Origin of the sequence: Tenacibaculum adriaticum, from assembly GCF_008124875.1 — a bacterium.
Lineage (GTDB): Bacteria > Bacteroidota > Bacteroidia > Flavobacteriales > Flavobacteriaceae > Polaribacter > Polaribacter adriaticus.
The window spans coordinates 326,200-351,764 of sequence record NZ_VNIA01000003.1 but is presented as its reverse complement, the minus strand read 5'-3'; the positions used below and the strand labels follow the sequence as shown (position 1 = coordinate 351,764).

Below are 25,565 nucleotides of genomic sequence, written 5' to 3'. Positions count from 1 at the left end.
TTTTGTATAATAATTTAGAACTTTGTTAAACAATACCTTTTTATAAAACTTTTATGTGCCATTAAACTGGAATTTTTTCAGCATTTTGCATTCTATTCCAGTTTCTATGTTTTGAAATTACTTTAACAAAAGCCTTAGAATCTTTATTGATTAAAACTGCTTCATCATCTTTATATTCTTTAACATAAGTTTCATCTAGAAGTATTTCTCCTTCATTGTCAGCAGCAATAGCTTTGCAATGTTTAAATGCCTCGTTAATGAATTTAATAAATTTCTTTTTTTCTCTTAATTTATCTACCGATTTTTTTCCTCCAGGAATATAAACGGCATCATAAAGAACACTTTCCGTAGTAGCAATAGCAGCATCAACCTTATGTTCCATTCCTTTATCACATTTAATTGTACCTCCATGAGGAGCAATTATTTTTATCATTGCACCCTCATTTTTTAGTTTATCTGTCATTTTTTTAAAATCACTCATAGAGAAACCATCCGATACTAAAACCGCTATTTGTCTTGTTACAATGGAATCAAATTTAGTATTGTCTTGACTCAATGCTGGATCTTTCTCTAAATAAACTTTCTTTTTAGGGGGTTGAAATTTAGATACATCAGCATCTGCACCAATGGCTTGATTAACGGGTTTTTCTATTTTTTTAGGAACCTTAACTCCCAAACCATCTGCTACTTTTTCAGATAAGCTTTCATCTATCTGAGCAATAATCCATAACATGCGTTCTTGGATATCTTTGTGATTGCATTTCCCGAGTTCGAAAGTATAAGCATCTGCAATATGTTGTTGTTCCCAATCAGCAAGACTACGATAAAACAGAGCTGGTTGAGAATAGTGATCACTAAAACTCTCACTTCTTGTTCGAATCTTTTTAGCATCTATCCGTTCTTCATAAGAAGTAAATGCTCCTTCAGACATTTTTGACAGGTGGGGACAACCCCCACTTAAACTATTAGGGAAATATGCTGTTTGACCTTTTGGGATCTCCATTTGCATATGTCCATCACGCTGATTATTATGTGTTTCTACGACTGGTCTATTAATAGGTATTTGATGAAAGTTTGGACTCCCTAATCTTGAAAGCTGTGTATCTCTATATGAAAAAAGGCGGCCTTGTAATAATGGATCGTTTGTAAAATCAATTCCTGGTACTATATGTCCTGGTAAAAACGCTACTTGTTCGGTTTCCGCAAAGAAATTTTCTGGATTACGATTTAAAGTCATCTTTCCTATAATTTTTACAGGAACTGTTTCTTCTGGAATTAATTTGGTGGGATCTAATAAATCAAATTCAAACTTGTGCTCATCTGCTTCTGGAACAATCTGTAAGCCCAACTCCCATTCTGGAAATTGCCCTGCTTCAATAGCGTCCCATAAATCACGTCGATGAAAATCAGAATCTGCCCCACTAATTTTTACTGCCTCATCCCAAGTTACCGAATGCACTCCTAATTTAGGTTTCCAATGAAACTTTACAAAATGAGATTCTCCCTTATTATTAATTAATCGGAATGTATGAATTCCAAAACCTTCCATCATTCTAAAACTTCTAGGAATAGCACGATCACTCATTACCCAGATATGGTTATGAAGTGCTTCTGTAGTTCTTGATACAAAATCATAAAAAGTATCGTGTGCTGAAGCTGCTTGCGGAATTTCATTATTAGGCTCTGGTTTTACAGCATGAATTAAATCTGGAAATTTCATAGCATCTTGAATAAAGAAAATGGGCATATTATTGCCAACTAAATCCCAAGTGCCTTCATCGGTATAAAATTTCACTGCAAAACCACGAACATCTCTTGCTAAATCTGTTGAACCTTTAGAACCAGCAACTGTTGAGAACCGAACAAAAACAGGTGTTTTCCTATTAGTATCGGTAAATATTCCTGCTTTACTAAATTCTTCTATACTTTCATATAATTCAAAATAACCGTGTGCTCCACTTCCTCTAGCATGAACTATTCGTTCTGGAATTCTTTCATGATCAAAATGAGTAATTTTTTCTCTTAATAAAAAATCCTCTAGTAAAGTTGAACCTCGCTCTCCAGCCTTTAAAGAATTATTAGTGTCATTGACCTTCAATCCTTGATTTGTAGTCATATCACTATCTTTTATGTTTTTTTCAAATTTCTTTAAGTCTTCAACTTTTTTTGTTCTCTTTTTTGATTCTTTTCTTTTAGCCATAGTTTTAGTTTTAAGTGTTAAGTCTTTTACAGCTAACATACTGATCAATGTCAACTTATAATTTTATTTAAAACTGATAAATTATTCGTAATAATTTTAACTCTAAAAAATTAAATGTTAACTCTAAAGCTAAACTGAAAAAAATCATCTGTTTTTAAGAACAAACGATATTAAGTAAGTTTATCTTCTAAAACATTTCACGTAGTCAATATTAATTGAGAAGAATTAATACTTGTCATAAACATTTATAATCTTATTAATGACACTTATAGTAATATTTTGAACAACAGAAGATCGATAATTACATCAGAACAAAATTATATAAAGTCGTTTGTAACAACTACTCTCAAAATATACTATAATAAGCAAAAAGTAGTTTAAAATAAAGTGTTAATGCAATCATAAGAAAATACTAAAAACTTTTTTATCTATAAAATTGTTTTAGTTTTGGTTTTGTAATTTTCTGTCAAAATTTGAATAAAAAACCTACATACAAACTAACCAAAGAAGCTCAACTCTCTGTTTTATTTGATAAACATTATAAAAGATTATACAACTATGCCTATAAAGTATTAAAAGAGGCTGCTATTTCGGAAGAACTAGTTCAAGAAACGTTTATCAAACTTTGGGAACATTTTGAAAACCTAAATAAATCCAATCGTTCAATAGAATCCTTTTTAATTGTAACACTGAAAAATAAGATTATTGATGAATATCGAAAAAATCAAACTAGAGAAAAGCATAACGGTTTATATACTTTAAATACAAATACTCATACAGAAATAGATAATCAATGGGAATTATTACAACAAATTGAGGCTATTTATGAAAGTCTTGAACAAAAAACAATAGATATTTTTAAATTATCAAGAGACAAAGGGTTAACATATAAAGAAATTTCTGTAAAAAATAATATTTCTATAAAAACCGTAGAACTTCATATTTCAAAGGCTTTAATCGCTTTTCGAAAAGGGTTAAAGGATTATTTATAAAAAATATTCCTTTTAAAAATAGGGTATTACTATTTGGCAAACGTATTATAAGTATTAAAACCCTAATTATGGAAAATTCTCAAATTACAGAAACGGAACTTTGGGCATATATTTCAAAAACTGCAAATACAGCAACTATTCATAAAATAGAGTTATGGATTAACTCTGTAGAATATGATGAAGAGTTATTTACTAAAATAACCGCAATTTATAGTCATACCGTTAAGCAAAATCCATCCGTTGAAACAGCAAAAAACCGTTTTTTTAATACTGTTAGAACTCCTAAAAAACAAAAATCTTCTACTTGGAAAAACGTATTCAAATATGCTGCAATTATTGTAGTTATCATTTCGGGTGCTTATACATATCAGCAACTCTCAAAAAACACAAATCAAGTAATTGTAACTACCTCTTTTGGTGAGCTTAAAAAAATTGACCTTTCTGATGGGTCGACAGTTTGGTTAAATGCATCCAGTCAATTATCCTACAATGTAAAAACTCCAAGGACTTTATATTTAGAAGGTGAAGCATTTTTTGAAGTAGCTAAAGATAAAGCGCATCCATTTACAGTAAGTACGTCTGATCATATAAAAGTAAAAGCATTAGGAACTAGCTTTAACGTAAAATCTTATTTAGAAAACCCTATTACGGAAACAACATTACTCACAGGGAAAGTTGAAGTGACTTCTGATAAACATTTTGAAGAAAAGATTTTGATGATACCTAATGATAAGGTTACTTTTTTTAGAAATAGTAATGAAGTTGTTAAGTTTAATATGCTTAAAAGTGAAGAGGACATTGCCTGGAGAGAAGGAAAAATACAATTTAAAAACAAACCGTTTAAAGAAATAGCAAATGATTTTTATATACAATTTCATGTAAAAATAACCTTTGAAAATAAGCAAATAGCAAATTCTAAATTTACAGGTCTATTTAACAAAACAACCCCTGTAAACGAAATTTTAGAAATTTTAAAAATATCAAAAGACTTTAATTATCATCTAAATACAGAAACCAATGAGTGGATAATAAAATAACAAAGTGGGAAAACTGCAATTTTCCCACTATAAAAATGTCAATAAATTCTAATCTCGAAATAAGTATTAATTAACAACATTCAAATTTATGAAATTAAAACAGTTTACGGTCATGTTATGGCCAAAAAGCATTTCTGATAAAAATATTTTTTTAATGAAATTATCTTTCTTTTTTTACATCATTTGTAGCTTTCAACTAATAGCTTCAAATAGTTTTTCTCAAAATAAAGTAACCTTAGATATACAAAATGGTTCTTTAGAATCAATTATAAATAAAATAGAAGAACAAACACTGTATAGTTTTGTATTCAATAATGACGATATAAATATTCAACAAAAGTTTAACATTAAGGTTTATGAAGAAGATCTCAATGAAACAATTGATGCACTTTTTAAAACATCAACAATTAAATATAAAATCAAAAACAATCTTGTTGTTCTTTCTAAAGTAAAAAAACAAACTGAAAAATTCACAATTAGCGGTACAATCTCCGATGCTGAAACTAACGAAACACTTATTGGTGTTAGCATTTACTTTCCAGAAATAAACGCTGGAGTAACTACAAATGAGTATGGTTTTTACTCCATTACGCTCCCTGAAGGAGACTATACTGTTTCTATTAGTTACTTAGGTTTTACAACTATTGAAGAAAAAATATCGTTAACACAAAATATTCAAAAAAATTATAGTCTTGTTCCTGAAAGTGATAATCTCGATGAAGTTGTAATTACATCAAATAAACAAAAAACTAATATCAGGAAGCCTGAAATGAGTGTGAGTAAGCTTTCTATAAGTACCATCAAAAAAATGCCTGTGGTTATGGGTGAAGTTGATATTATAAAATCTGCGCTCCAATTACCTGGAGTTACCAATGCTGGTGAAGGTACTGCGGGTTTTAATGTTAGAGGTGGTGCAAGTGATCAAAATTTAATTTTATTAGATGAAGCAACCGTTTTTAATACATCTCATTTATTTGGATTCTTTTCTGTTTTTAATTCAGATGTTATTAAAGATTTAAAATTATACAAAGGAGGTATTCCTGCTAATTATGGTGGTAGAGTTTCTTCTGTTTTAGATATTTATCAAAAAGAAGGGAATAGCAAAGATTATAATTTTTCAGGAGGAATTGGTTTAGTTTCCGCTCGTTTATTAGCTGAAGGCCCAATAGTTAAAGATAAAAGTTCTTTTGTAGTAGCTGGTAGAGGTTCTTACGGGCATTTATTTTTAAAACTAGCTAATGATCCTAATTCAGCATATTTCTATGATTTAAATACTAAACTTAACTATAAAATAAACGATAATAACAATGTATTTATGTCTGGATATTTTGGCCGTGATGTTTTTGATGTAGGTTCTTTAGTAAAAAACACTTACGGAAATGCTCTATTAAACTTAAGGTGGAATCATATATTTTCAAATAAGTTATTTTCTAATGCTTCAGCAATTTATAGTGATTATTACTACGGACTAACATTAGATTTTGTTGGTATAAACTGGGATTCTGGTATAAAAAACTACAACTTTAAATACGATTTAAAACATTATTTATCAAATAAATTGACTTTAAATTATGGGTTCAATAGTGTCTATTATGACTTTAATCCAGGTACTATAAAACCAACTGATGATTCATCGGGTGTAAATGCAGATCAGTTAGCAAAAAAATATGCTTTTGAGCCTTCTCTATATGTGAGTGCTGAACATAAACTTTCTGATAAACTGGCTATAAATTATGGACTTCGTTACAGTATGTTTTACAGGCTTGGTAATCAAGAAATAAATACGTATGCTGATAACCAAGCAGTCGTTTTTAATAATGATTTACAAATTTATGAAAGCGCAACCCCTACTGGAACGGTAAAATATGGAAAAAATGAAACCATATCAAAATTCAATAATTTAGAACCAAGATTAGCAATTTCTTATGCACTAAATAGAGAGCAATCTATAAAGGCTAGTTATAACAGAATGTCTCAATACATTCATTTAATATCGAACACGTCGTCTGCCACTCCTCTTGATGTTTGGGCTCCAAGTGGTAAATTTATTAAACCACAATTATTAGATCAATATGCTTTAGGGTATTTTAGAAATTTCAAAGATGGTGATTATTCATTAGAAGCTGAAACTTACTTTAAAAAAGGGAAAAACAGAATTGATTATATTGATGGTGCTGATCTAATTGCAAATGACGCTATTGAACAAGTAATTTTAAATGGAGAAACTAGAGCGTATGGTTTTGAATTGCTTTTGAAAAAAAACACAGGAAAATTAAATGGTTGGCTTTCTTATACACTTTCAAGATCTGAACAAAGAACTCCTGGAAGAACTCCTCTAGAAACAGGAATTAATAACGGAGAATGGTATAAAGCTGGTTACGATAAGTTACATAACCTTTCGGCTACCGCAGCTTATGAGTTTAATCCAAAATGGTCTTTTGGAGGAATTTTCACCTATCAAACAGGAAAATCGGCCACCTTTCCAAATGGACAATATGAATACCAAGGAATCAACATTCCTAGTTACGGATCAAGAAATAAAAATAATTTACCCGCATATCATCATTTAGATGTATCAGCTACCTATACTCCAAAACCTAACAAGAAAAAAGGTTGGCAAAGTGAATGGGTTTTTAGTATCTACAATCTATATGCTAGAAAAAATGCAGCTTCAATTTCTTTCGGACAAAATACAGACACTGGTATAAATGAAGCGACAAAGCTTTCCATTTTTGGTATTGTACCAGGTATATCTTATAATTTTAAATTTTAAAAGTAAAAAATAATGAAAAAAATATTGTTTTTAATTATCATATCTATATTAACAAGTTGTGAAGAAGTGGTAGATGTAGATTTAAATACAGCACCACCAAGATTAGTAATAGAAGCATCCATTGATTGGATAAAAGGAACCGCTGGAAATGAACAAACTATAAAATTGATAACAACTTCAGAGTATTACAATACTACTTCCCCTGTTGTTTCAGGAGCTACGGTTTTCGTAACCAATAGTACTGGAGATGTCTTTGATTTTATTGAAGCTCCGGATTCTGGTGAATATGTTTGCTCTAATTTTGTTCCTGTATTAAATGAAACATATACATTAAACATAGAAAATAATGGAGAGTTTTATACAGCTACAGAAAAATTAATTTCAGCGCCTAATATTGAAGATAATATTGAACAGAAAAACGATGGTGGTTTTAGTCAAGATGAAATAGAAATAAAATTCTTTTATCAAGATGATGGATCAGTAGACAATTATTATCTAGAAAGTTTTGAAAGTGATATAACTCCCTTTCCTGAATATTCTGCCGCTTCTGATGAATTATTTCAAGGAAACCAAATGTTTGGATTATTTAGCAATGAGGATACTGCTGTAGGAGACAATATTGCTATAAAACTCTATGGTATTTCAAATAGATACTATGAATATATGACCAAACTATTAGAAGCTGCAGATAGTGGCGGGCTTTTTGGAACCATATCTTCAACTATTAGAGGGAACATAATTAACCAAACAAATAGTTCTAATTATGCGTTAGGTTATTTTAGACTTTCTGAAGTAGATACTAAATCATATGTAGTTCAATAATAATTGTCATCAAAAGACACTATAAACACTAGAGTACATCTATAAACAGCATTAAAATTAGATTAATCGCTGATTAAATTACTATTAAATAATGCTAAAATTAATCAGAATTATGTTTTGAAAAAATTGAGTATAAAAATATTTTACCTAAACATAATACACTTTTTAAAATTTAAAAATGAATTCAAAATTCAATAATTATCAATTTGAAACCAATATAAAGTCCATTTATCAAATATTTTGGATAACATATGATCTATTAATTATATCTCCAGATGTGGAGTTAAATTTTAACATTGAAAAACCACATAGTCCTTTATCTATTATAAGCTCAAATTTGTCATTTTCTCAAATTCAATCAATTTTTATTGAAAATCAAATCCAATATAATCAAATTCAACATCCTTGAATATTTTGAAGAGTAGTTAATATTTTTCATTAAGCATGAATTCTAAAATTTCGGCTTAGGAGTTTTAAAATCTTTCAAAAAACCGATAGACTTACAGTTTATCGGTTTTTTTACTTTCTATGTATTTTAAACAAATTTATTAAGAGTCTAAAAGTTCTTAGCATCTTGATAAGCATAAAATTTTAGCCAAGATAACTTCAAAAAACTATGTAATTCTTTAGTCCTCCAAAGTTCTTTCTCTATGCTCAACTGCCCATTCTACCATAACATCTAACACACTATGAAATGTATTTCCTGATTCAGTTAACTCATACTCTACTGTAACAGGAGTTGTATCATAAACGGTTCGTTTTACAATTCCGTTGATTTCTAAATCTTTTAATTCTTTAGACAACATTCTTGGGGAAATTTTATCAATATTCCGTTCTAATTCCTTAAAACGCTTTTTTCCATACATTAAACTTCCAATTATAGGTAATTTCCATTTTCCATTAATTACGTTTAATGTATCATTAAGTGCTAATATATATTGCACCGAACATCTTTTGACCTCTTCTATTTGAGTTATTGCTTCCATTTTGTTTTTTATTATTACTATACTAAAGTATATCAGTAACAAAAAGTATATCACTTACTTTTATATAGCAAATATACGTATTTTTGTACAATAATTATAAAACAAATAAAATGAGCTTATTAGAAGATCTAAATTGGCGTTATGCTACTAAAAAAATGAACGGGAATATTATTCCTCAAGAAAAATTAGAATACATATTAGAGGCAGCAAGATTAGCCCCTTCTTCTTCAGGATTACAACCATATCAAATATTTGTAATATCTAATAAGGATTTACAAGAAAAAATAAAATCTATTGCTTTCGATCAAAGTCAAATCATAGATGCTTCACATTTACTGGTTTTTGCTGCTTGGGATGGCTATACTTTAGAAAAAATTGAAGAAGTTTTCAATAGAACTATGGAAGAAAGATGTCTTCCTAATGAAACAATGGATGCTTACAAAAAACAACTTTGGAGCATGTACGAACCTCTCGAACAAGCATGGCATGCAAACCACGCAGCAAAACAAACCTATATTTCATTAGGAATGGCAATTGCTGCTGCTGCTGAACAAAAAGTAGATGCCACACCCATGGAAGGTTTTTTACCTCCACAATTAGATGAATTATTAGGCTTAAACAAATTAGGATTAAAAAGTAGTTTGATACTTGCTTTAGGCTATAGAGATGAAGCAAACGATTGGTTAGTAAATATGAAAAAGGTACGCACACCAAAAGAGCAATTTATTACTGAAATTAAATAAACAGTTATGAAAGGAAATACATTAATCACAGGTGTAACGGGTAATTTAGGTAGATTGGTACTAAACAACCTTCTAGAAGAATATTCTTCAGATCAGCAGCTATCTATATTAGTTAGAGATATTAATAAAGCAACCGATTTTAAAAACATAGGAATAACAGTTTATGTTGGCGATTATAATAACTACGACAGTTTAGTATCAGCATTTAAAAATATTGACAATCTTTATTTTGTATCGGGTAATGATATTGTTAACAGAACAAAACAACACGAAAATGTAATAGGAGCGGCAAAAGAAGCAGGTGTAAAGCATGTAGTTTATACTAGTTTTATTCGTGAAAACGAAACTGAAACCTCTCCTATTGCTAGGATAGCACACTCACATTTGAAAACAGAAAATTGGTTGAAAAATTCTGGTATAGATTATACCATTTTAAAACATACCATTTACGCAGATTTTATTCCGATGTTTTTAGGTGAAAATTTTTTAGAAACAGGTATTGCTTATTTACCAGCGGGAGAAGGAAAAAATTCTTTTGTCACTCGTAATGATATGGCAGAAGTTGGTGCAAAAATTCTTACTTCATTAGAAGCTCATAAAAATAAAGAATACAATATAGTAAATGAAAATACCATTAGTTTTAGAGATATAGTCTCTCAAATATCTGAAATTACTGGTAAGCCAATTCAATACATTTCACCAACACAACTAGAGTATATAGAGACATTAACAAAATCTGGAGTTCCTAAAGACTACATTGGCATGTTTACTGGTTTTGCTGAAGCTTTTAAACAAGAAGAATTTATAAAAACAGGAACAACTATTCAATCATTAATAGGCAGAAAACCAACAAGTATAAATGAATTTTTAACTCAAGTATATCAAAAATAATTAAAATAACAACCATGAAAAATACATTAAAAACCTTAGCATTTGGAGTAATTGGAATATTAGTATTATCATTTACAACAATGAAAACAGAGAAAAAAAATATTAAAATAGAAAGTAGTAAGGTAGTTTGGAAAGGGTACAAAGTAACAGGCTCACACGAAGGCACCATTACTTTAAAATCTGGCTCGTTATCTTTTGAAAAAGAAAAACTAACAGGAGGAGAATTTGTAATAGATATGACCACTATTGCTTCCACAGATTTATCTGGAGAATACAAAGGAAAACTAGAAGGTCATTTAAAGTCGGACGATTTTTTTGGTGTAGAAAAATTTCCTACTGCTACTTTAATTTTTACAAATGTAAAAGCTAAAGGAAAGAATTCATATACTATAACTGCAGATTTAACGATTAAAGGAAAAACAAATCCTGTTTCTTTTGAGATTTCTATTTATGGAAACAAAGCAACTACCTCTTTAAAAGTTGACAGAACAAAGTATGATGTAAAATATGGTTCTACTAGCTTTTTTGATGGCTTAAAAGATAAAGCCATTTATGATGAATTTGATTTAGTTGCAGATTTAGAATTCTAAAACCAATTTTTACTGTCTTATTGAGTCTATTCTAAAATTCTATCTAACCAATAGTTCTAGATTACGCTCGATAAGACAGTAAATTAATAATGATTTTAACCAAATGAAGCGTTCACAGTTTTTAAATTTATTAGGATTAGCTTCTATCAATATAAGTATGAATTCTTTAAACGATTTAAAAAAAATATCAGATACATTTCCGCTTTCCCAAAGAATGCCTGTACTCTTTTTAGGACACGGAAGCCCAATGAACGGTATAGAAGAAAATCAATTTACTAATGGTTTTCAGAGCATTTCAAAAACATTACCAAAACCAAATGCTATTATTTGTATCTCTGCACATTGGTTTACAAAAGGCACAAAAGTTACAGCAATGAAATTGCCTAAAACCATTCACGATTTTGGAGGTTTTCCTCAAGAATTATATGAACAACAATATCCTGCTAAAGGAAATCCTGAATTAGCAATAGAAACTAAAAACCTCCTGCACCCTACCCTTGTAGAATTAGATGAAAAATGGGGTTTAGATTATGGTAGTTGGACGGTGTTAAAACATTTGTTTCCGAATGCTGATATTCCAGTAATACAGCTAAGTATAGATTATACTAAAGATACAAATTACCATTTTGAATTAGCTAAACAATTAAATTCTTTAAGGGATAAAGGAATTTTAATTATTGGTAGTGGAAACATTATTCATAATTTAGGTTTAGTAGATTGGAAAAATTTTAATAAAGATAACTATGGTTATGATTGGGCAATTGAAGCTAGAGAAACTATTAATAATTATTTAATAAATGGTGATTATAAGCCTTTAATTAAATATCAAAACCAGTCAAAAGCATTTCAATTAGCAATTCCAACACCAGACCACTATTTGCCTCTAATTTACACTTTAGGACTGCAACAAAATAAAGAAAGCATTCGCCTTTTTAACGATAAATTACTTGCGGGCTCTTTAAGTATGACTTCATTAAAAATAGAGTAATTAAAAATAAAACAGCTACTTTTTAAGCACTCGTAATCATCTAATTTCATAACTGTTAATAAAACTGATCTTATTTAACATTTTATTAACTTCGTTTAGTTCGGTTTGTTCCGAACTAAAGTTATTTTTGTTCTATAAATTTAAAAAAAATGAGCGCCACAATATGTAAGCAAAAGCAAAATTTAGTAGAAAGATTGGGTGTTTTGCTTGAAAACAAAGAACAATTAGCTCCTGTTGCAGCACGAATCTTATCTTATATTATACTCACAGGAAAAGTAGGGACTACATTCGAAGACTTAGTAACCCATTTATGTGCAAGTAAAAGCACAATTTCTACACATTTAAATCATCTGCAAAACTTAAAGAAGATTTTGTATTTCACAAAACCTGGAGATAGAAAAAAATATTTCACAATTAATCAAGATAATATTATTCAAAGCATTGATAATATGATGGAATCTTGGTTGGATCAAAAAGATTTGCATTTAGAAATTAAGGCTTATAAAGTAAATGCAAATAGTGTAGCGAAAGATGAAGCTTCAAAGTTTGATTTAGATTTTCACGATAACTATATCAAATTTTTAAATGAAGCTACCAAATCAATTTCAGAATTAAGAACAAAAATCATAGAAAACAACAATAAAATTTAACCTTAAATAATGATAAAGATTAACCAATATGTAATGTTAGTATTAAGCTTAAGTATTTTACTAATATCAAGTTGTGCTGATAAACAACAAAATAAACAAGCAGCACAAAGACCACCAGCCACTTTCCCTGTTTCTCATGTACAAAATAAAACAGTAACAGGGTTTGAAACCTATCCTACAAATATTGAAGGTGTTATTAACAGTGATGTAAGAGCAAAAGTATCTGGATACATTCAAAAAGTATTTGTAGATGAAGGTCAAAAAGTTAGAAAAGGTCAAACTTTATTTAAACTGGAAACACAATCATTAAGTCAAGATGCAGGAGCAGCAAAAGCAAGAGTAAATGTAGCTCAGGTAGAAATAGACAAACTGGTTCCATTAGTAGAAAAAGGTATTATTAGCAATGTTCAGCTAGAAACAGCAAAAGCTAATCTGGCACAAGCAAAAGCTAATTATAATAGTGTTGCAGCAAATATCGGGTATGCCACTGTTAAAAGCCCTATAGATGGTTATGTGGGAGCTATTCCATTTAGAGAAGGGTCGCTTGTGAGTCCAAGTGATGAAACTCCTTTAACAACAGTGAGTGACATTAAACAAGTCTATGCTTTTTTCACAATGAATGAAGCGAAGTACTTAGATTTTATCCAGAATACTAAAGGAAAAAATTTAGAAGAGAAGATTAATAATTTCCCAAGAGTCGATTTAATACTAGCAAATGGAAAAACGTATCCTCAAAAAGGAAAAATTGAAACGAGCACTGGGCAAATAAATCAAAACACTGGTACTGTAAGTTTTAGGGCTGTTTTTGACAACCCAAACCAATTACTTACAAATGGTAACAGCGGTAAAATTCAAATACCTGTTACTTATGAAAATATGCTTGTTGTGCCTCAAGGAGCAACATATGAACAACAAGGGAAAATAATTATTTTTAAACTAGGAGAAGATAATAAAGTAAGCTCTTCAATAATAAATGTTAAAGCAAGTGTAGACAATCTTTACATCGTAGAATCTGGCTTAAAAGCTGGTGATAAAATTGTTGTGGAAGGTGTTGGAAAACTACGTAACGATACAGCTATTACCCCACAAGAAGTAGCTTTTGATAGCATTATTCAACCTATTAAAGTATTGTTTAAGAATTAGAAAACTATAAGTTATGTTAAAAACATTCATTGAAAGACCTGTACTTTCTACAGTTATTTCTATTATTATATTACTACTTGGGTTTATAAGTATTACGAGTTTACCCATAGAACAATATCCAGATATTGCACCTCCTACGATTAAGGTTACAGCAAATTATCCTGGAGCCAATGCTGAAACGGTTTTAGAAAGTGTTATCATTCCTATTGAAGAGCAAATCAATGGTGTAGAAGGAATGACTTATATTACTTCAACAGCTTCTAATAATGGTACAGCTGACATCACTGTTTATTTTGATCAAAATATGAATGCCGATGTTGCGGCTGTAAATGTTCAAAACCGTGTAGCACGTGCCAATCCATTATTGCCACAAGAGGTAATTCAAACAGGAGTAACGACACAAAAACAAGAAACGAGCGCCTTAATGTTCTTATCGCTGTATTCAGAAAATAAAGATTATGATGCTACTTTTATTCAAAATTACTTAAGAATTAATGTGATTCCTGCCTTGCAACGTATTAACGGAGTTGGAGATGTTAGTGTGTTTTCTCAGCAAGATTATGCTATGCGTATTTGGTTAAATCCAGAAAAATTAGCGGCATATAATTTAATTCCTTCTGATATTTCTGCTGCACTTAAAGAGCAAAATTTAGAAGCTGCTGCAGGATCTCTTGGTGAAAATAATGGTGAAGCATTTTCATATGTTTTAAAGTATAGCGGCCGATTTAAAGAAGAAAAGCAATACGGTGATATTATTGTAAAAGCACTTGGAAACGGAGAATTTTTACGTTTAAACGATGTTGCAACTATTGAACTGGATGCACAATCGTATTCTTCTAATGCTATGAGTTTAGGGCATCCGGCTGTATTTATGGGAGTTTTCCAAACAAAAGGCTCTAATGCACAAGAAATTATAGAAAACATTAAAATTACTTTAGATAGTGTTAAAAAGGATTTACCAAAAGGATTGGATATTTTTATTCCGTACGATACAAGTCTGTTTTTAACAGCCTCTATAGATAAAGTAGTTAGCACATTATTAGAAGCCTTTTTACTGGTATTTATCGTGGTATTTATCTTCTTACAAGATTTCCGTTCTACATTAATTCCTGCAATAGCAGTTCCAGTTTCTATCATAGGAACCTTTTTCTTCCTAAATGTATTCGGATATTCAATTAACTTACTAACGTTATTTGCGCTTGTTCTTGCCATTGGTATTGTGGTAGATGATGCCATTGTGGTTGTAGAAGCAGTACACTCCAAAATGGATGCAGGAGAAAAGAACCCTAAAAGTGCAACGGTAAAAGCAATGAGCGAAATATCAGGAGCTATTGTTTCTATTACTTTGGTAATGGCTGCTGTATTCATTCCAGTAACCTTTGTAACTGGGCCAACAGGTGTGTTTTACAAACAATTTGGAGTTACTTTAATTATCGCTATTTTAATATCGGCAGTTAACGCCCTAACGTTAAGTCCTGCTTTATGTGCATTATTGTTAAAAACACATACAGATGGTGAGGAATTAAAAAGCAAAAGCCCAATACAACGTTTTTACACACTTTTTAACCGCGGATTTAATGCAACGATAGAGAAATATGGAAACTCACTTCAATTTTTATACAAAAGAAAATGGGTGCCAGCTTTATTATTAGTTTTAGCTATTGTGGGAATTTTTTGGGCTTCTAAAACAACTCCTACTGGATTTGTGCCTAATGAAGATAGAGGAATTATTTTTGCGAATATAGAATTACCTGTGGGTGCGTCTTTAGATAGAACCAACGAAGTAACAAAAGAGTTATATGAAAAAGTAAATAATTTACCAGGAGTTATAGGTGTATCTTTTATTAAAGGACGAAGCTTAATTAGTGGTGCGGGTACAAACTATGGTTTTGGAATTATAAAACTTGCCGATTGGAAAGATCGTGAAGATCCATCTTTGTCAACTCAAGCTATTACAGGTAAGTTATTTGGTATTGTTGGCTCTATTCCAAAAGCAAATATTATTTTCTTTTCGCCACCAAGTATTCGAGGGTTTGGTAACTCTGCAGGTTTTGAGGTGAATTTATTGGATAAATTTGGAGGTAAATTTACAGACTTAGACAAAGTGAATCAAGAGTTTGCAGGAGCTTTAATGCAGCATCCTGAAATTCAATATGCACAATCTTCTTTCAACACTAAATATCCACAATATGAAATGGATGTCAATGTCCCTTTAGCGAAAGAGAAAGGAGTGCCAATAAACAGTATTTTCTCTACATTACAAGGTTATATAGGAGGTGTTTATGCCTCAGATTTTTCACGCTTCGGAAAACAATTCCGTGTGTATATTCAATCTTTACCAGAAGATAGAGCCGACGTAGAAGCGTTAAACAGTATGTATGTTAGAACAGACAGTGGGGAAATGACACCTATTACACAGTTTGTAAACTTAAAACGAGTATATGGTCCACAGTCGGTAACACGTTTTAACCTATTTAATTCTACAACTATTACAGGTGCTACAAATTCAGGTTTTAGTACAGGTGATGCCATTAGAGTCATTGAAGAAGAAGTCGCAAAATTACCAAGTAACTACACAGTTGCATATTCTGGTTTAACACGTGAGGAAGTAAATGCAGGAAACCAAACAACCTTTATTTTTATACTTAGCATTCTTTTTGTTTACTTTTTATTAAGTGCACAATATGAAAGTTATGTTTTACCACTAGCAGTTGTGCTTTCAATTCCTTTTGGAGTTTTTGGAGCCTATATAAGCACGAAGTTTTCAGGACTGGAAAACAATATTTATTTTCAAATTGCCCTGATTATGCTTATTGGTTTGCTTGCTAAAAATGCAATTTTAATTGTAGAATTCGCATCACAACGTCGTAGAAGAGGTGAATCTATTGTAAATGCAGCTATTGACGGAGCAAAAGCACGTTTACGTCCTATTTTAATGACCTCTTTTGCCTTTATTTTAGGATTAATGCCTCTTGTGCTCGCAAAAGGAGTTGGTGCCGAAGGAAACAGGTCTATTGGTACAGGTGCCGCTGGAGGAATGTTAATAGGAACTATTCTAGGAGTATTTGTAATTCCAATATTATTTATTCTATTCCAATGGCTACAAGAAAAAATGACTGGAGCTCCAGTCCCAAAAATAATTAATGAAGACAACGCATTAGAAAACTAGAACAATGAAAAAAAATAAAATATATAGTTTATTACTAATTATAAGTATTCCAATGCTATTAACATCTTGTTTTTCGGCAAAAGAATATGTAAGACCAGAAGTAATAAATCAAGAGCAATATTTTACAAGCAGTATTTCTAAAGACAGTTTATCTATGGCTCAAGTGCCTTGGAAAGAAATGTTTACAGACCCTGTATTGCAAGGTTATATTGAAGAGGCATTGACTAATAATATAGATATTAGAGTCGCTTTACAGCAAATAGTAGCAGCCGAAGCTTATCTTAAACAAGGTAAAGCAGGGTATTTTCCAACTTTAAATGGAAGCGCAAAATATACGCATCAAGAAAATTCTGAAAACAGCCAGTTTGGAAGCGCTTTCCCTTCGTTAGATTCCTACGAATTAGCAGGTAATTTATCTTGGGAAGCAGATATTTGGGGTAAAATAAGAAGCAATAAACGTGCTTATAATGCATCGTACTTACAGACTGTTGCAGCACATAAAGCAGTTAAAACTGAACTCATAGCTCAAGTATCAACGATTTATTATCAATTACTTTCTACTGATGAGCAAATAAAAATCACTGAAGAAACCATAGGGAATAGAGAAAAAAGTTTAGAGACTACAACTGCTTTAAAAGATGCTGGAAATGTTACCGAAGTTGGTGTAAAACAAACAGAAGCTCAATTGTATACTGCTCAGGCCATTTTAATCGATTTAAAAATTCAAGAGCGTTTGCTTGAAAACACAATGTCTATTTTGTTGGGGAAAGTGCCAGAAAATATAAATAGAAGTACTCTAGAAAGTCAAGTTATAGCAACAGATTTAAACACCGGTGTGCCATCTCAATTATTGAGCAATAGACCAGATCTTATGGCCGCAGAATATAAATTAATGCAAGCTTTTGAACTAACAAATGTCGCTAGAAGTAATTTTTATCCGTCACTTACTTTATCTGCTTCAGGAGGACTTCAAAGTTTAGATTTTGACAATTTTTTTAATACAAATTCTCTATTTGCAACTTTAGTTGGTGGTTTAACTCAGCCTATTTTTAACGGTAGAAAAATTAAAACGCAATACGAAGTGTCTCAAGCACAGCAAGAACAGGCGCGGTTACAATTTAAACAAGCCTTTTTAGTAGCAAGCAAAGAAGTTTCAGATGCTTTGTTTACGTATCAATCTGTAACCGAAAAAATTGAAGTGAAACAAAAGGAATATAACGCTTATAATTTAGCCAGCGAATATTCAACAGAATTATTAAACAATGGATATGCTAACTATTTAGAAGTTTTAGTTGCTCAAGAAAATGCTTTAAACTCTAGGTTAAGTTTAATATCTATTAAATACAATCAGTTAAAATCTGTTGTGGATTTATACAAAGCACTAGGTGGGGGTTGGCAATAATTTTTAGCGTTATAAACATTAAAAATGATCAATAAAAGGTTTCTTTTAGAATGCTCCATTACTAAATTTTTAAAATTTGGAAGTAAATCTTTTACTTTGGATGAGCTTTCAAAAGACTTGGGAATTTCTAAAAAGACTATTTATAAATATTTTAAAAACAAAGAAGATCTTGTCTCAAATAGTATTTTATTTTTAATAGAAAATTATACAGAAGAATATACAGAAGCAATTGATAAAATTGAAGATCCTATTGAAAAAATCATAGTAATTTATAAAATAGGCTTAAAATATTTAGAATATTTTAAGCCTTCTTTTTTGTTTGGTTTAAAGAAATATTATCCCAAAGCCAATGCCCTTTTTGAAAATTTTAAAACAGAAATTGTTTTAGAAACAGTCCATCAATTTTTAATAGAAGCACGGAAAATAGGATATATAAGAGAAAACATTGATCTAAAATTGGTCTGTGAATTATACTTTTTAAGAATGGAAAATGTTCTCTTTCAAAACAAAAATCTTTTTGATGAGCATAGTTTAGACACATTACTTCAGCATATAATAATAAATAATTTAAGAGGCATTACAACTTCAAAGTATTCAAACCCTTATTTTTAACAACTATTTAATTAACCAGAAGAAAATTAGAAGTTAAAATATTTTTATAACTTGTATATTTACATACTGACTTAAGTTTTAATTTTTTTATAAGATACTCCTATATTTCTTGGGTGTTACTCCAAAACTTCTTTTAAATGCTGCACTAAAATGTGTTGCATTTTTATACCCTATTTCTTCTGCAACTTCATATACTGGTATTTGAGTACTTCTTAATAATTCTTTTGCTTTAATCATCTTTTCGTTGAAAAAATATTCAGAAACTGTTTTACCAAAAACTCTTTTAAAATCGTTTTTCAAAACCTGTTCGTTTAATAAAAACTCTCTTGACAATTGTTTTAATGAAAAATTGTCATGCAAATTGTCTTTCAAAAATTGTTTTAATAAATACAGCTTTTTAATTGTTTTGTCTTTATAATCCTCTACAAAGTCTATTTTAAACTTTTTATAATTATCAATTTGAAATGCTAAAAGTTCTAACACTTTAGCTTCTAAAAATATTTTTCTAGACAGTCCTTTTAAAGTAATATTTTGTAAATTATTTAAAATAGATAACAGTTCATCTGTAATGGGTATTATAAGACTATCATCCGTAAATTTTTTAAAATTAAAATCTTCTGGTAAACCTTGTTTATATAAAAATTCCCGTGTCATTTTAATTTGAATTTCATTTAAAGGTTTATTTCCAGAAATTTTCACAGCACCTTTATAAGAATCTAAACTTACCATATAAGATTCTTGATTTTCGTATAAAATGTCCTCTGCTGCTTCATTCATCGAAGCGATTTTCTCTCCTTCTAATAAAAAAGAAAGTTTAATTGCATCTTCTACTCCTTTAAAATAAACGAGATAATCTTTACTTAGCGTATATCTATAAATTGCTATCTCAACTCCTTCAAAAGTGATTTCTATTATATTTCCTTCTCCAAATTTTGGTAATAAACAAAACTCTTTATAGAAAACTCCTTCATCAATAGATGATTGTTTTTTCTTTGAAATACACTCTACAAATGTCTGATTTAGCTGAGCTAAATCTAATATTCCACAATTTTCGATATCACGTCTTTTTTTATCCAAATCACGTCATTTTTTTAGTAATAAGCTTTTCTAAATTTGCAACAAATTTATTTAGACTAAATACAAATAACAAATCTAATGATTAAAAATTTAATATTATTTATAGTTATATTATTCTCTTCTGGAATAACTTTCGGACAAAGAGGAGATTTAAAAGGAAGTGTTGTTACTAAAAATAACGAACCTATTACAAGCGCGAATATTTCAATTTTAAAAACAGGTAAAGGAACAACTACAAACACATCGGGTGAATATTTAATTAAAAATATTAAAGCTGGAACTTATAATTTAAAAGTGTCTTTTATAGGTTATTTAACAAAAGAAATTTCTTTTATAATTAAAGCTGACGAAACTACTTCTTTACCTCAAATCACTTTACAAGAAGATGAAGAACAATTAAATGAAGTGTTGGTTAATGGACATAAAAATCCATATGTTATAAAAAAAGCATCTTCAAGTTTACGTTTAAAAACACCAATCAAACAATTACCACAAAACGTACAAATTGTTAGTAGTGAATTACTAGAAAATCAAATGGTAACTAATATTTTAGAAGGTGCTTTTAGAAATGTAAGTGGAGTTAGTAATATTGAACACTGGGGAGCTTTTGCAAGAATTAACATGAGAGGCTTTAGATTACCAGCTTTCAGAAACGGAGTAAATATTCAAGATTCTTGGGGACCTTTATCCGAAGATATGTTTATGGTTGACCGCATTGAATTCGTAAAAGGTCCATCAGGATTTATGATGGCTGCAGGTGAACCTGGAGGTTTTTACAATGTGGTAACTAAAAAGCCTACTGAACAAAAAACAGCAAATATCTCTTTAATGGCTGGAAGCTATGATACGTATAGAGCAGCTGTTGATTTAGGTGGAAGCTTAACAGACGATAAGCGCTTTTTATCTCGTTTAAACGTTATGTATCAACATACTGGAAGTCACAGAGACTTTGAAGACTCAGAAAGATACGGTATAGCCCCTTCTTTATCTTATAAAATTAGCGATAAAACAACTTTCTTAACTGAGTTTTCATACCAAAACTTAGACATGATTCAAGGGGCTGCCTATGTTTTCGCTCCAGTATCTAGAGGTTATGCAAGTTTAGATAGAAACTTTACCATGATTGATAAAAATTTTCCGAGTACTAAAATTAAAGAGGTTAGTATATTAAATAAACTCTCACATCAATTTAATGAAAACTGGTCTATTGAAGCTCAATATGTTGCGATGAATTTCCAACAAGAGGGAGCTACTCCTTGGACTTATTCTATTGATGAAAATGGTAATGCAGATCGTTGGATAAATATAGGGGATGCTATTTCCACTGGAGAATATTTTCAAATCTACACAAATGGTAAATTCAATACAGGTGGGGTAGAACATAATATTTTAGCTGGTTTTGATTTTACTGAAAAGGAATATATAGCAGATTTTAGTCAGGCGGCTTCTATTGATGTTATAACTCCATTTAACACATTTGATCCTGTTTATGGAAACGCTGTATATCCTACTTTTGACAGAAGTCTTCCTCTAGAGCAAAGAAAATCATATGGTTACGGAAACAACATCCGTTCTTTTTATGCACAAGATGAGTTAAAATTTTTAGATAATAAAATCAGACTTACTTTAGCAGGTCGTCATACCCAATTAACACCACAAGGCAGTGAAACTGTGAATAAATTTACTCCTCGTGTTGGTTTAAGTGCAGATATTACAAACCAAATTACTGTATATGGTTTATATGACCAATCATTCTTAGCTGAATCTGCGGCTTTGTTTTCAGGAGAAACTCCAAAACCTGTTGAAGGAACTATTTATGAAGGTGGTTTTAAAACAAGTTTCTTTGATGGTAAACTTCAAGCAGCCTTATCAGCATATTTAATTACCAAAAATAATCTTGCTACCACAGATTATGACAATCCTCAAACAGATGAAGATGGAAATATAACTTCATACCCTTTTTCAGTACAATTAGGAGAAGTACAATCAAAAGGATTTGAATTTGACTTACAAGGACAAATTACCGATGAGTTAGGTATAGTATTAAACTATGCAAACACTAACGTTGAAATTACAGAAGACACTAACCCTGATTTAATTGGTAACAAAATAGCTGGGCATGCTAAGCATATGACAAACGGTTGGGTAAACTACAACTTTAACAAAAATACAGCTTTAAAAGGCTTTGGATTATCATTAGGATACCAATATCAAATAGACAGATCTTCTTGGGCTTGGGGGACAGACAATGAAACCGATTTACCAGACTATTTTAGATTAGATGGTGGAATCAACTGGAAAAATGACACATGGAGAATTGGGCTTAACATTAATAATATTTTAGACGAATATTTATACTCTGGTGCAAATTATGGTAGCTATTTATATTGGCAATCTGAACCAGGTATAAATGGTAGATTATCTGTTTCATATAAATTTTAATATTAAATGCAAATCCTTGCTGCTTTAATTAGCAGTGAGGATTTTAAAATAAAGAATCATGAAGAAATCAATTTTAACAATTTTATTAGCGCTGTTTGCTACCATGCAAACTTTTGCTCATTTTTTATGGATTGAAACCAGTCCTACAGGAAAAATAAATAGAGAGCAAGAAATTAGAGTTTATTTTGGTGAATATAATTATGATGTTATTGAGAAAGTGGATGGAGAGGCTTTTCCAAAAGTGAAAGATTTCACACTTTGGGTTGTAGATCCTTCTGGCACTAAAACAGAGTTAAAAACAACAGCTTTTGAAGAATATTATTCAACAAAATTTACGCCTACCAAAAAAGGAACGTACACTGTTCTTCTAAATAACAATAAAATCGATGTTGTTGATTATACCCAATACGATTTCGGGATTTTTAAAACTCATTATCATTCTGTAACAAAAATTCAGGTTGGAGGTAAAAACCAAGATACTGTTGCTTCTAACAATGAAGGAATTACAGTAAAGCACGTTTCTGATTCTCCTAAAGAAGTTAAGCTTCAGGTTTTATATAAAAACAAACCTTTAGCCAAAAACGAAGTTAAAGTATTTATCTCAGATCTTTGGTCTAAAACATTGCATACAGATGATAACGGATTTGTATCTTTTAAACTCCCTTGGAAAACAAAATATATTATTGAAACAACCATCAAAGAAGAAGTTCCTGGAAAATATAAAGGTGAAGATTATCAGTTTATTTGGCATTGTGTAACCTATAGCATTAATCAATAACCAATTCATTAGTAATTTGAATTTTTCAAAAACAACTCTGAAATAAAACTTCAGAGTTGTTCCAGTTAAAAAAAGAGCATGATTTCAACAATTTTACTTGTATTATTTTTAGGCTTTTATGTGTTGTATAGCACTTCAAAAAAGGTTACTATTGATCCCCATTTTAGAATTGAGAATATAATTCAACAAAACACAAAAACAGCAAAATTAATAGGCTTAGTTTTCTTGTTAATTACTCTTTATTTAATGATACAAATTTTAGGAGTAGCATCTGGAACACTCATTTTTTTTATTGCTTTAATGACCATTGGAAGCATAATTATTTTACTCGCTCCATTAAAATACATTACCTATAAAAATCTAGCTTTATTCTTTGTATTATCAATTTGTATCGAGTTTTTACTATTTTAATTATGCCTGCAAACAAAAAATATTTATCATCTAACTGGCAACGTTTTTCTAAAATTTCTGCTGGCTTTTTAGGAGCGTATCTCGTAACTATTTCATTTCACTTGGCGCTATCTATATGGATAGATCGTGTAAATGTAATTATCACTTCTTCTTTTACTGGTTTTATGCTTTGGATCGCATTAATGATTATCGCTTTTCTCTCAAAAAATGGTTGGAAAATCTGGATGGTGTACCTCTTATTAACAATTTTATTTTCCATTATTACTTATTTAGGTAAACTATATAATCCTATCAACTTATAACTATGAAAAACAGAACTTATAATATTCTTTTTCATACGCACACTGTTAGCGGAATTGTTATTAGTGTTGTATTATATATTATCTTTTTTGCCGGATCTTTTTCATTTTTTAGAGATGAAATTGTGAATTGGGAGCGAAATCATACCGTACAAACTACGGACGATATGATACTCGACTTTGACAGTGCTTTAGATACTCTTGGAAAGCAATATAATTTATATGGAAGAGATGTAGAACTTAAAAAATATAATATAGAACAACGAGTTGGTGTTTATTTATCCGCTTCAAAAGATTCTTTGACCCCTAAAGAATCTAATACTTCCTCTTACCTATCTTTAGATACAAAAGAATTAACAACTCATACATATATTAATTCATATACATTAGGCGAATTTTTATATCGTTTACATTTTTTAGCACAAGTCCCCTATCCTATCGGATATTATTTATCTGGTTTTATTGCTTTATTTTTCTTATTTGCTATTGTTACTGGAGTTTTGGTTCATTGGAAAAAAATAGTCTCAAATTTTTATCTATTTCGACCAATGGCTAAGCTCAAAACGTTATGGACAGATGCACATACTTCATTAGGTATGATTGAGCTTCCATTTCAATTTGTATATGCTGTTACGGGGGCATTCTTTATGATAAAAATTATCTTAATTGCACCAACGGTTTCATTCCTTTATGATGGAAATCAAACAAAATTTTATGAAGATTTGGGTTATACGCATCCGCATTATGATTTTGCAAACGAAAAAATCCCCTCTAATTTTAGTGTTAATTCGTTTGTGGATAAAACCAAAGACCTATGGAATGATTTTGAGGTTATAGAAATACATATTTTTAACTACGGAGATGCTAATATGCATGTATTAGTGAACGGTCATCTAAATTATAAAACAAAATTTAACGGAACAGGAGAAGCTATTTACAAAGTGAGTAATGGCGAACTTGTTTCTAAAAAAGACCCAACTCTAAAAATCTCTTATTTAGAGAGTGTAAAGAATATTTTATATCGAATTCACTATGGAGATTATGGTGGGTATGTTTTAAAATTATTTAGTTTTTTATTAGGTATTATTTCTTGCTTTGTTATTATTTCTGGAGTTATGATTTGGTTGGTAGCCAGAGATAAAAAGAATATTCCTGAAAGGAAAAGACGTTTTAATGAGCGGGTGGTAAGAATTTATTTAGCAATTTGCTTAAGTATGTATCCTATTACGGCTTTATCTTTTATCGCTGTAAAAGTTTTTCAACCTGTGAGCCAGTCATTTATTTATAGTTTTTATTTTATTGGTTGGTTGTTATTAACTGTTTTTTTTATCTTAAAAAAGGACCATAATTTTACGAACAAATACAACTTGCTATTAGGTAGCATTTTTGGCTTATTAGTTCCTATCACAAACGGATTAACTACAGGAAATTGGATTTGGAAAACATTTGCTAATCAACAACATCAAATTTTATTTGTTGATCTATTTTGGCTTTTTTTAGCCTCAGCCACTTTGTATGTTTATTTTAAGTTAACCAAAAAGTATAATAATAAGGTTTAAA

The 25,565-nt window shown here is 30.2% G+C and carries 22 protein-coding genes; 19 read left to right on the top strand and 3 right to left on the bottom strand.

The annotated features are described in order from the left end of the window. Positions 1–61: 61 nt before the first annotated feature. Positions 62–2,200 (bottom strand): catalase, encoded by a 2,139-nt coding sequence (locus tag C7447_RS10625; protein WP_148870491.1) that lies wholly within the window; start codon positions 2,198–2,200, stop codon positions 62–64. Positions 2,201–2,673: 473 nt separating this feature from the next. Here C7447_RS10625 and C7447_RS10620 point away from each other — a divergent pair, with 473 nt between their 5' ends. From C7447_RS10620 to C7447_RS10600, 5 genes are all read left to right on the top strand, one after another. Continuing rightward, positions 2,674–3,192, top strand: a complete 519-nt coding sequence (locus C7447_RS10620) for a sigma-70 family RNA polymerase sigma factor (protein ID WP_170245988.1) — start codon at positions 2,674–2,676, stop codon at positions 3,190–3,192. 68 nt (positions 3,193–3,260) lie between these two features. Beyond that, positions 3,261–4,229, top strand: coding sequence for a FecR family protein (locus C7447_RS10615; RefSeq protein ID WP_148870489.1), 969 nt, complete (start codon positions 3,261–3,263; stop codon positions 4,227–4,229). Positions 4,230–4,317: 88 nt separating this feature from the next. Further along, positions 4,318–7,002 carry a TonB-dependent receptor gene (locus tag C7447_RS10610; protein ID WP_246143059.1) on the top strand — a complete coding sequence of 895 codons (2,685 nt, stop codon included), beginning with the start codon at positions 4,318–4,320 and terminating at the stop codon, positions 7,000–7,002. A gap of 12 nt (positions 7,003–7,014) precedes the next feature. Then, positions 7,015–7,824: a DUF4249 family protein gene (locus tag C7447_RS10605; protein ID WP_148870488.1), complete on the top strand. Its 810-nt coding sequence runs from the start codon at positions 7,015–7,017 to the stop codon at positions 7,822–7,824. 178 nt (positions 7,825–8,002) lie between these two features. Next, positions 8,003–8,233: a hypothetical protein gene (locus C7447_RS10600; RefSeq protein WP_148870487.1), complete on the top strand. Its 231-nt coding sequence runs from the start codon at positions 8,003–8,005 to the stop codon at positions 8,231–8,233. A gap of 217 nt (positions 8,234–8,450) precedes the next feature. Here the strand turns inward: C7447_RS10600 and C7447_RS10595 are convergent, their stop codons facing one another. After that, entirely contained in the window at positions 8,451–8,810 is a 360-nt protein-coding gene (locus tag C7447_RS10595) for a winged helix-turn-helix transcriptional regulator (RefSeq protein WP_148870486.1), read from the bottom strand. Between the two features lie 110 nt (positions 8,811–8,920). Between C7447_RS10595 and C7447_RS10590 the strand changes: the two genes are divergently transcribed. From C7447_RS10590 to C7447_RS10550, 9 genes are all read left to right on the top strand, one after another. Continuing rightward, positions 8,921–9,553, top strand: a complete 633-nt coding sequence (locus C7447_RS10590; protein WP_148870485.1) for a nitroreductase family protein — start codon at positions 8,921–8,923, stop codon at positions 9,551–9,553. A 6-nt stretch (positions 9,554–9,559) separates the two neighbouring features. Continuing rightward, positions 9,560–10,444, top strand: coding sequence for an SDR family oxidoreductase (locus C7447_RS10585; protein WP_148870484.1), 885 nt, complete (start codon positions 9,560–9,562; stop codon positions 10,442–10,444). A gap of 14 nt (positions 10,445–10,458) precedes the next feature. Continuing rightward, positions 10,459–11,034, top strand: coding sequence for a YceI family protein (locus tag C7447_RS10580; RefSeq protein WP_148870483.1), 576 nt, complete (start codon positions 10,459–10,461; stop codon positions 11,032–11,034). Positions 11,035–11,191: 157 nt separating this feature from the next. Beyond that, positions 11,192–12,022 carry a 4,5-DOPA-extradiol-dioxygenase gene (gene ygiD, locus C7447_RS10575; RefSeq protein WP_148870662.1) on the top strand — a complete coding sequence of 277 codons (831 nt, stop codon included), beginning with the start codon at positions 11,192–11,194 and terminating at the stop codon, positions 12,020–12,022. Positions 12,023–12,171: 149 nt separating this feature from the next. Beyond that, a complete protein-coding gene (locus C7447_RS10570) occupies positions 12,172–12,672 on the top strand; it encodes a GbsR/MarR family transcriptional regulator (RefSeq protein ID WP_148870482.1) in 501 nt (166 codons plus the stop codon). 12 nt (positions 12,673–12,684) lie between these two features. Next, positions 12,685–13,815 carry an efflux RND transporter periplasmic adaptor subunit gene (locus C7447_RS10565; RefSeq protein ID WP_394343760.1) on the top strand — a complete coding sequence of 377 codons (1,131 nt, stop codon included), beginning with the start codon at positions 12,685–12,687 and terminating at the stop codon, positions 13,813–13,815. A 13-nt stretch (positions 13,816–13,828) separates the two neighbouring features. After that, entirely contained in the window at positions 13,829–16,984 is a 3,156-nt protein-coding gene (locus tag C7447_RS10560; protein ID WP_148870480.1) for an efflux RND transporter permease subunit, read from the top strand. 4 nt (positions 16,985–16,988) lie between these two features. Further along, positions 16,989–18,386 carry an efflux transporter outer membrane subunit gene (locus tag C7447_RS10555; RefSeq protein WP_148870479.1) on the top strand — a complete coding sequence of 466 codons (1,398 nt, stop codon included), beginning with the start codon at positions 16,989–16,991 and terminating at the stop codon, positions 18,384–18,386. Between the two features lie 24 nt (positions 18,387–18,410). Beyond that, entirely contained in the window at positions 18,411–18,998 is a 588-nt protein-coding gene (locus C7447_RS10550; RefSeq protein WP_148870478.1) for a TetR/AcrR family transcriptional regulator, read from the top strand. 87 nt (positions 18,999–19,085) lie between these two features. On the opposite strand, the gene C7447_RS10545 is transcribed toward C7447_RS10550, so the two are convergent. Further along, positions 19,086–20,075 carry a helix-turn-helix domain-containing protein gene (locus tag C7447_RS10545; protein WP_148870477.1) on the bottom strand — a complete coding sequence of 330 codons (990 nt, stop codon included), beginning with the start codon at positions 20,073–20,075 and terminating at the stop codon, positions 19,086–19,088. A gap of 78 nt (positions 20,076–20,153) precedes the next feature. Here C7447_RS10545 and C7447_RS10540 point away from each other — a divergent pair, with 78 nt between their 5' ends. The 5 genes from C7447_RS10540 (at position 20,154) to C7447_RS10520 (ending at position 25,564) form a co-directional block, all read left to right on the top strand. Continuing rightward, positions 20,154–22,517 carry a TonB-dependent receptor gene (locus tag C7447_RS10540; protein ID WP_148870476.1) on the top strand — a complete coding sequence of 788 codons (2,364 nt, stop codon included), beginning with the start codon at positions 20,154–20,156 and terminating at the stop codon, positions 22,515–22,517. A gap of 58 nt (positions 22,518–22,575) precedes the next feature. After that, complete coding sequence (locus C7447_RS10535) at positions 22,576–23,295, top strand: DUF4198 domain-containing protein (RefSeq protein WP_148870475.1); 720 nt, start codon at positions 22,576–22,578, stop codon at positions 23,293–23,295. Between the two features lie 78 nt (positions 23,296–23,373). Then, positions 23,374–23,706: a hypothetical protein gene (locus tag C7447_RS10530; RefSeq protein ID WP_148870474.1), complete on the top strand. Its 333-nt coding sequence runs from the start codon at positions 23,374–23,376 to the stop codon at positions 23,704–23,706. A gap of 2 nt (positions 23,707–23,708) precedes the next feature. Further along, the gene (locus C7447_RS10525; protein ID WP_148870473.1) at positions 23,709–24,008 is read left to right on the top strand and encodes a hypothetical protein; all 300 of its coding nucleotides are present in this window, start codon (positions 23,709–23,711) and stop codon (positions 24,006–24,008) included. Between the two features lie 2 nt (positions 24,009–24,010). Beyond that, on the top strand, positions 24,011–25,564 hold the full coding sequence (locus C7447_RS10520) for a PepSY-associated TM helix domain-containing protein (protein WP_148870472.1): 1,554 nt from the start codon (positions 24,011–24,013) through the stop codon (positions 25,562–25,564). The last annotated feature ends 1 nt before the right edge of the window (position 25,565 follow it).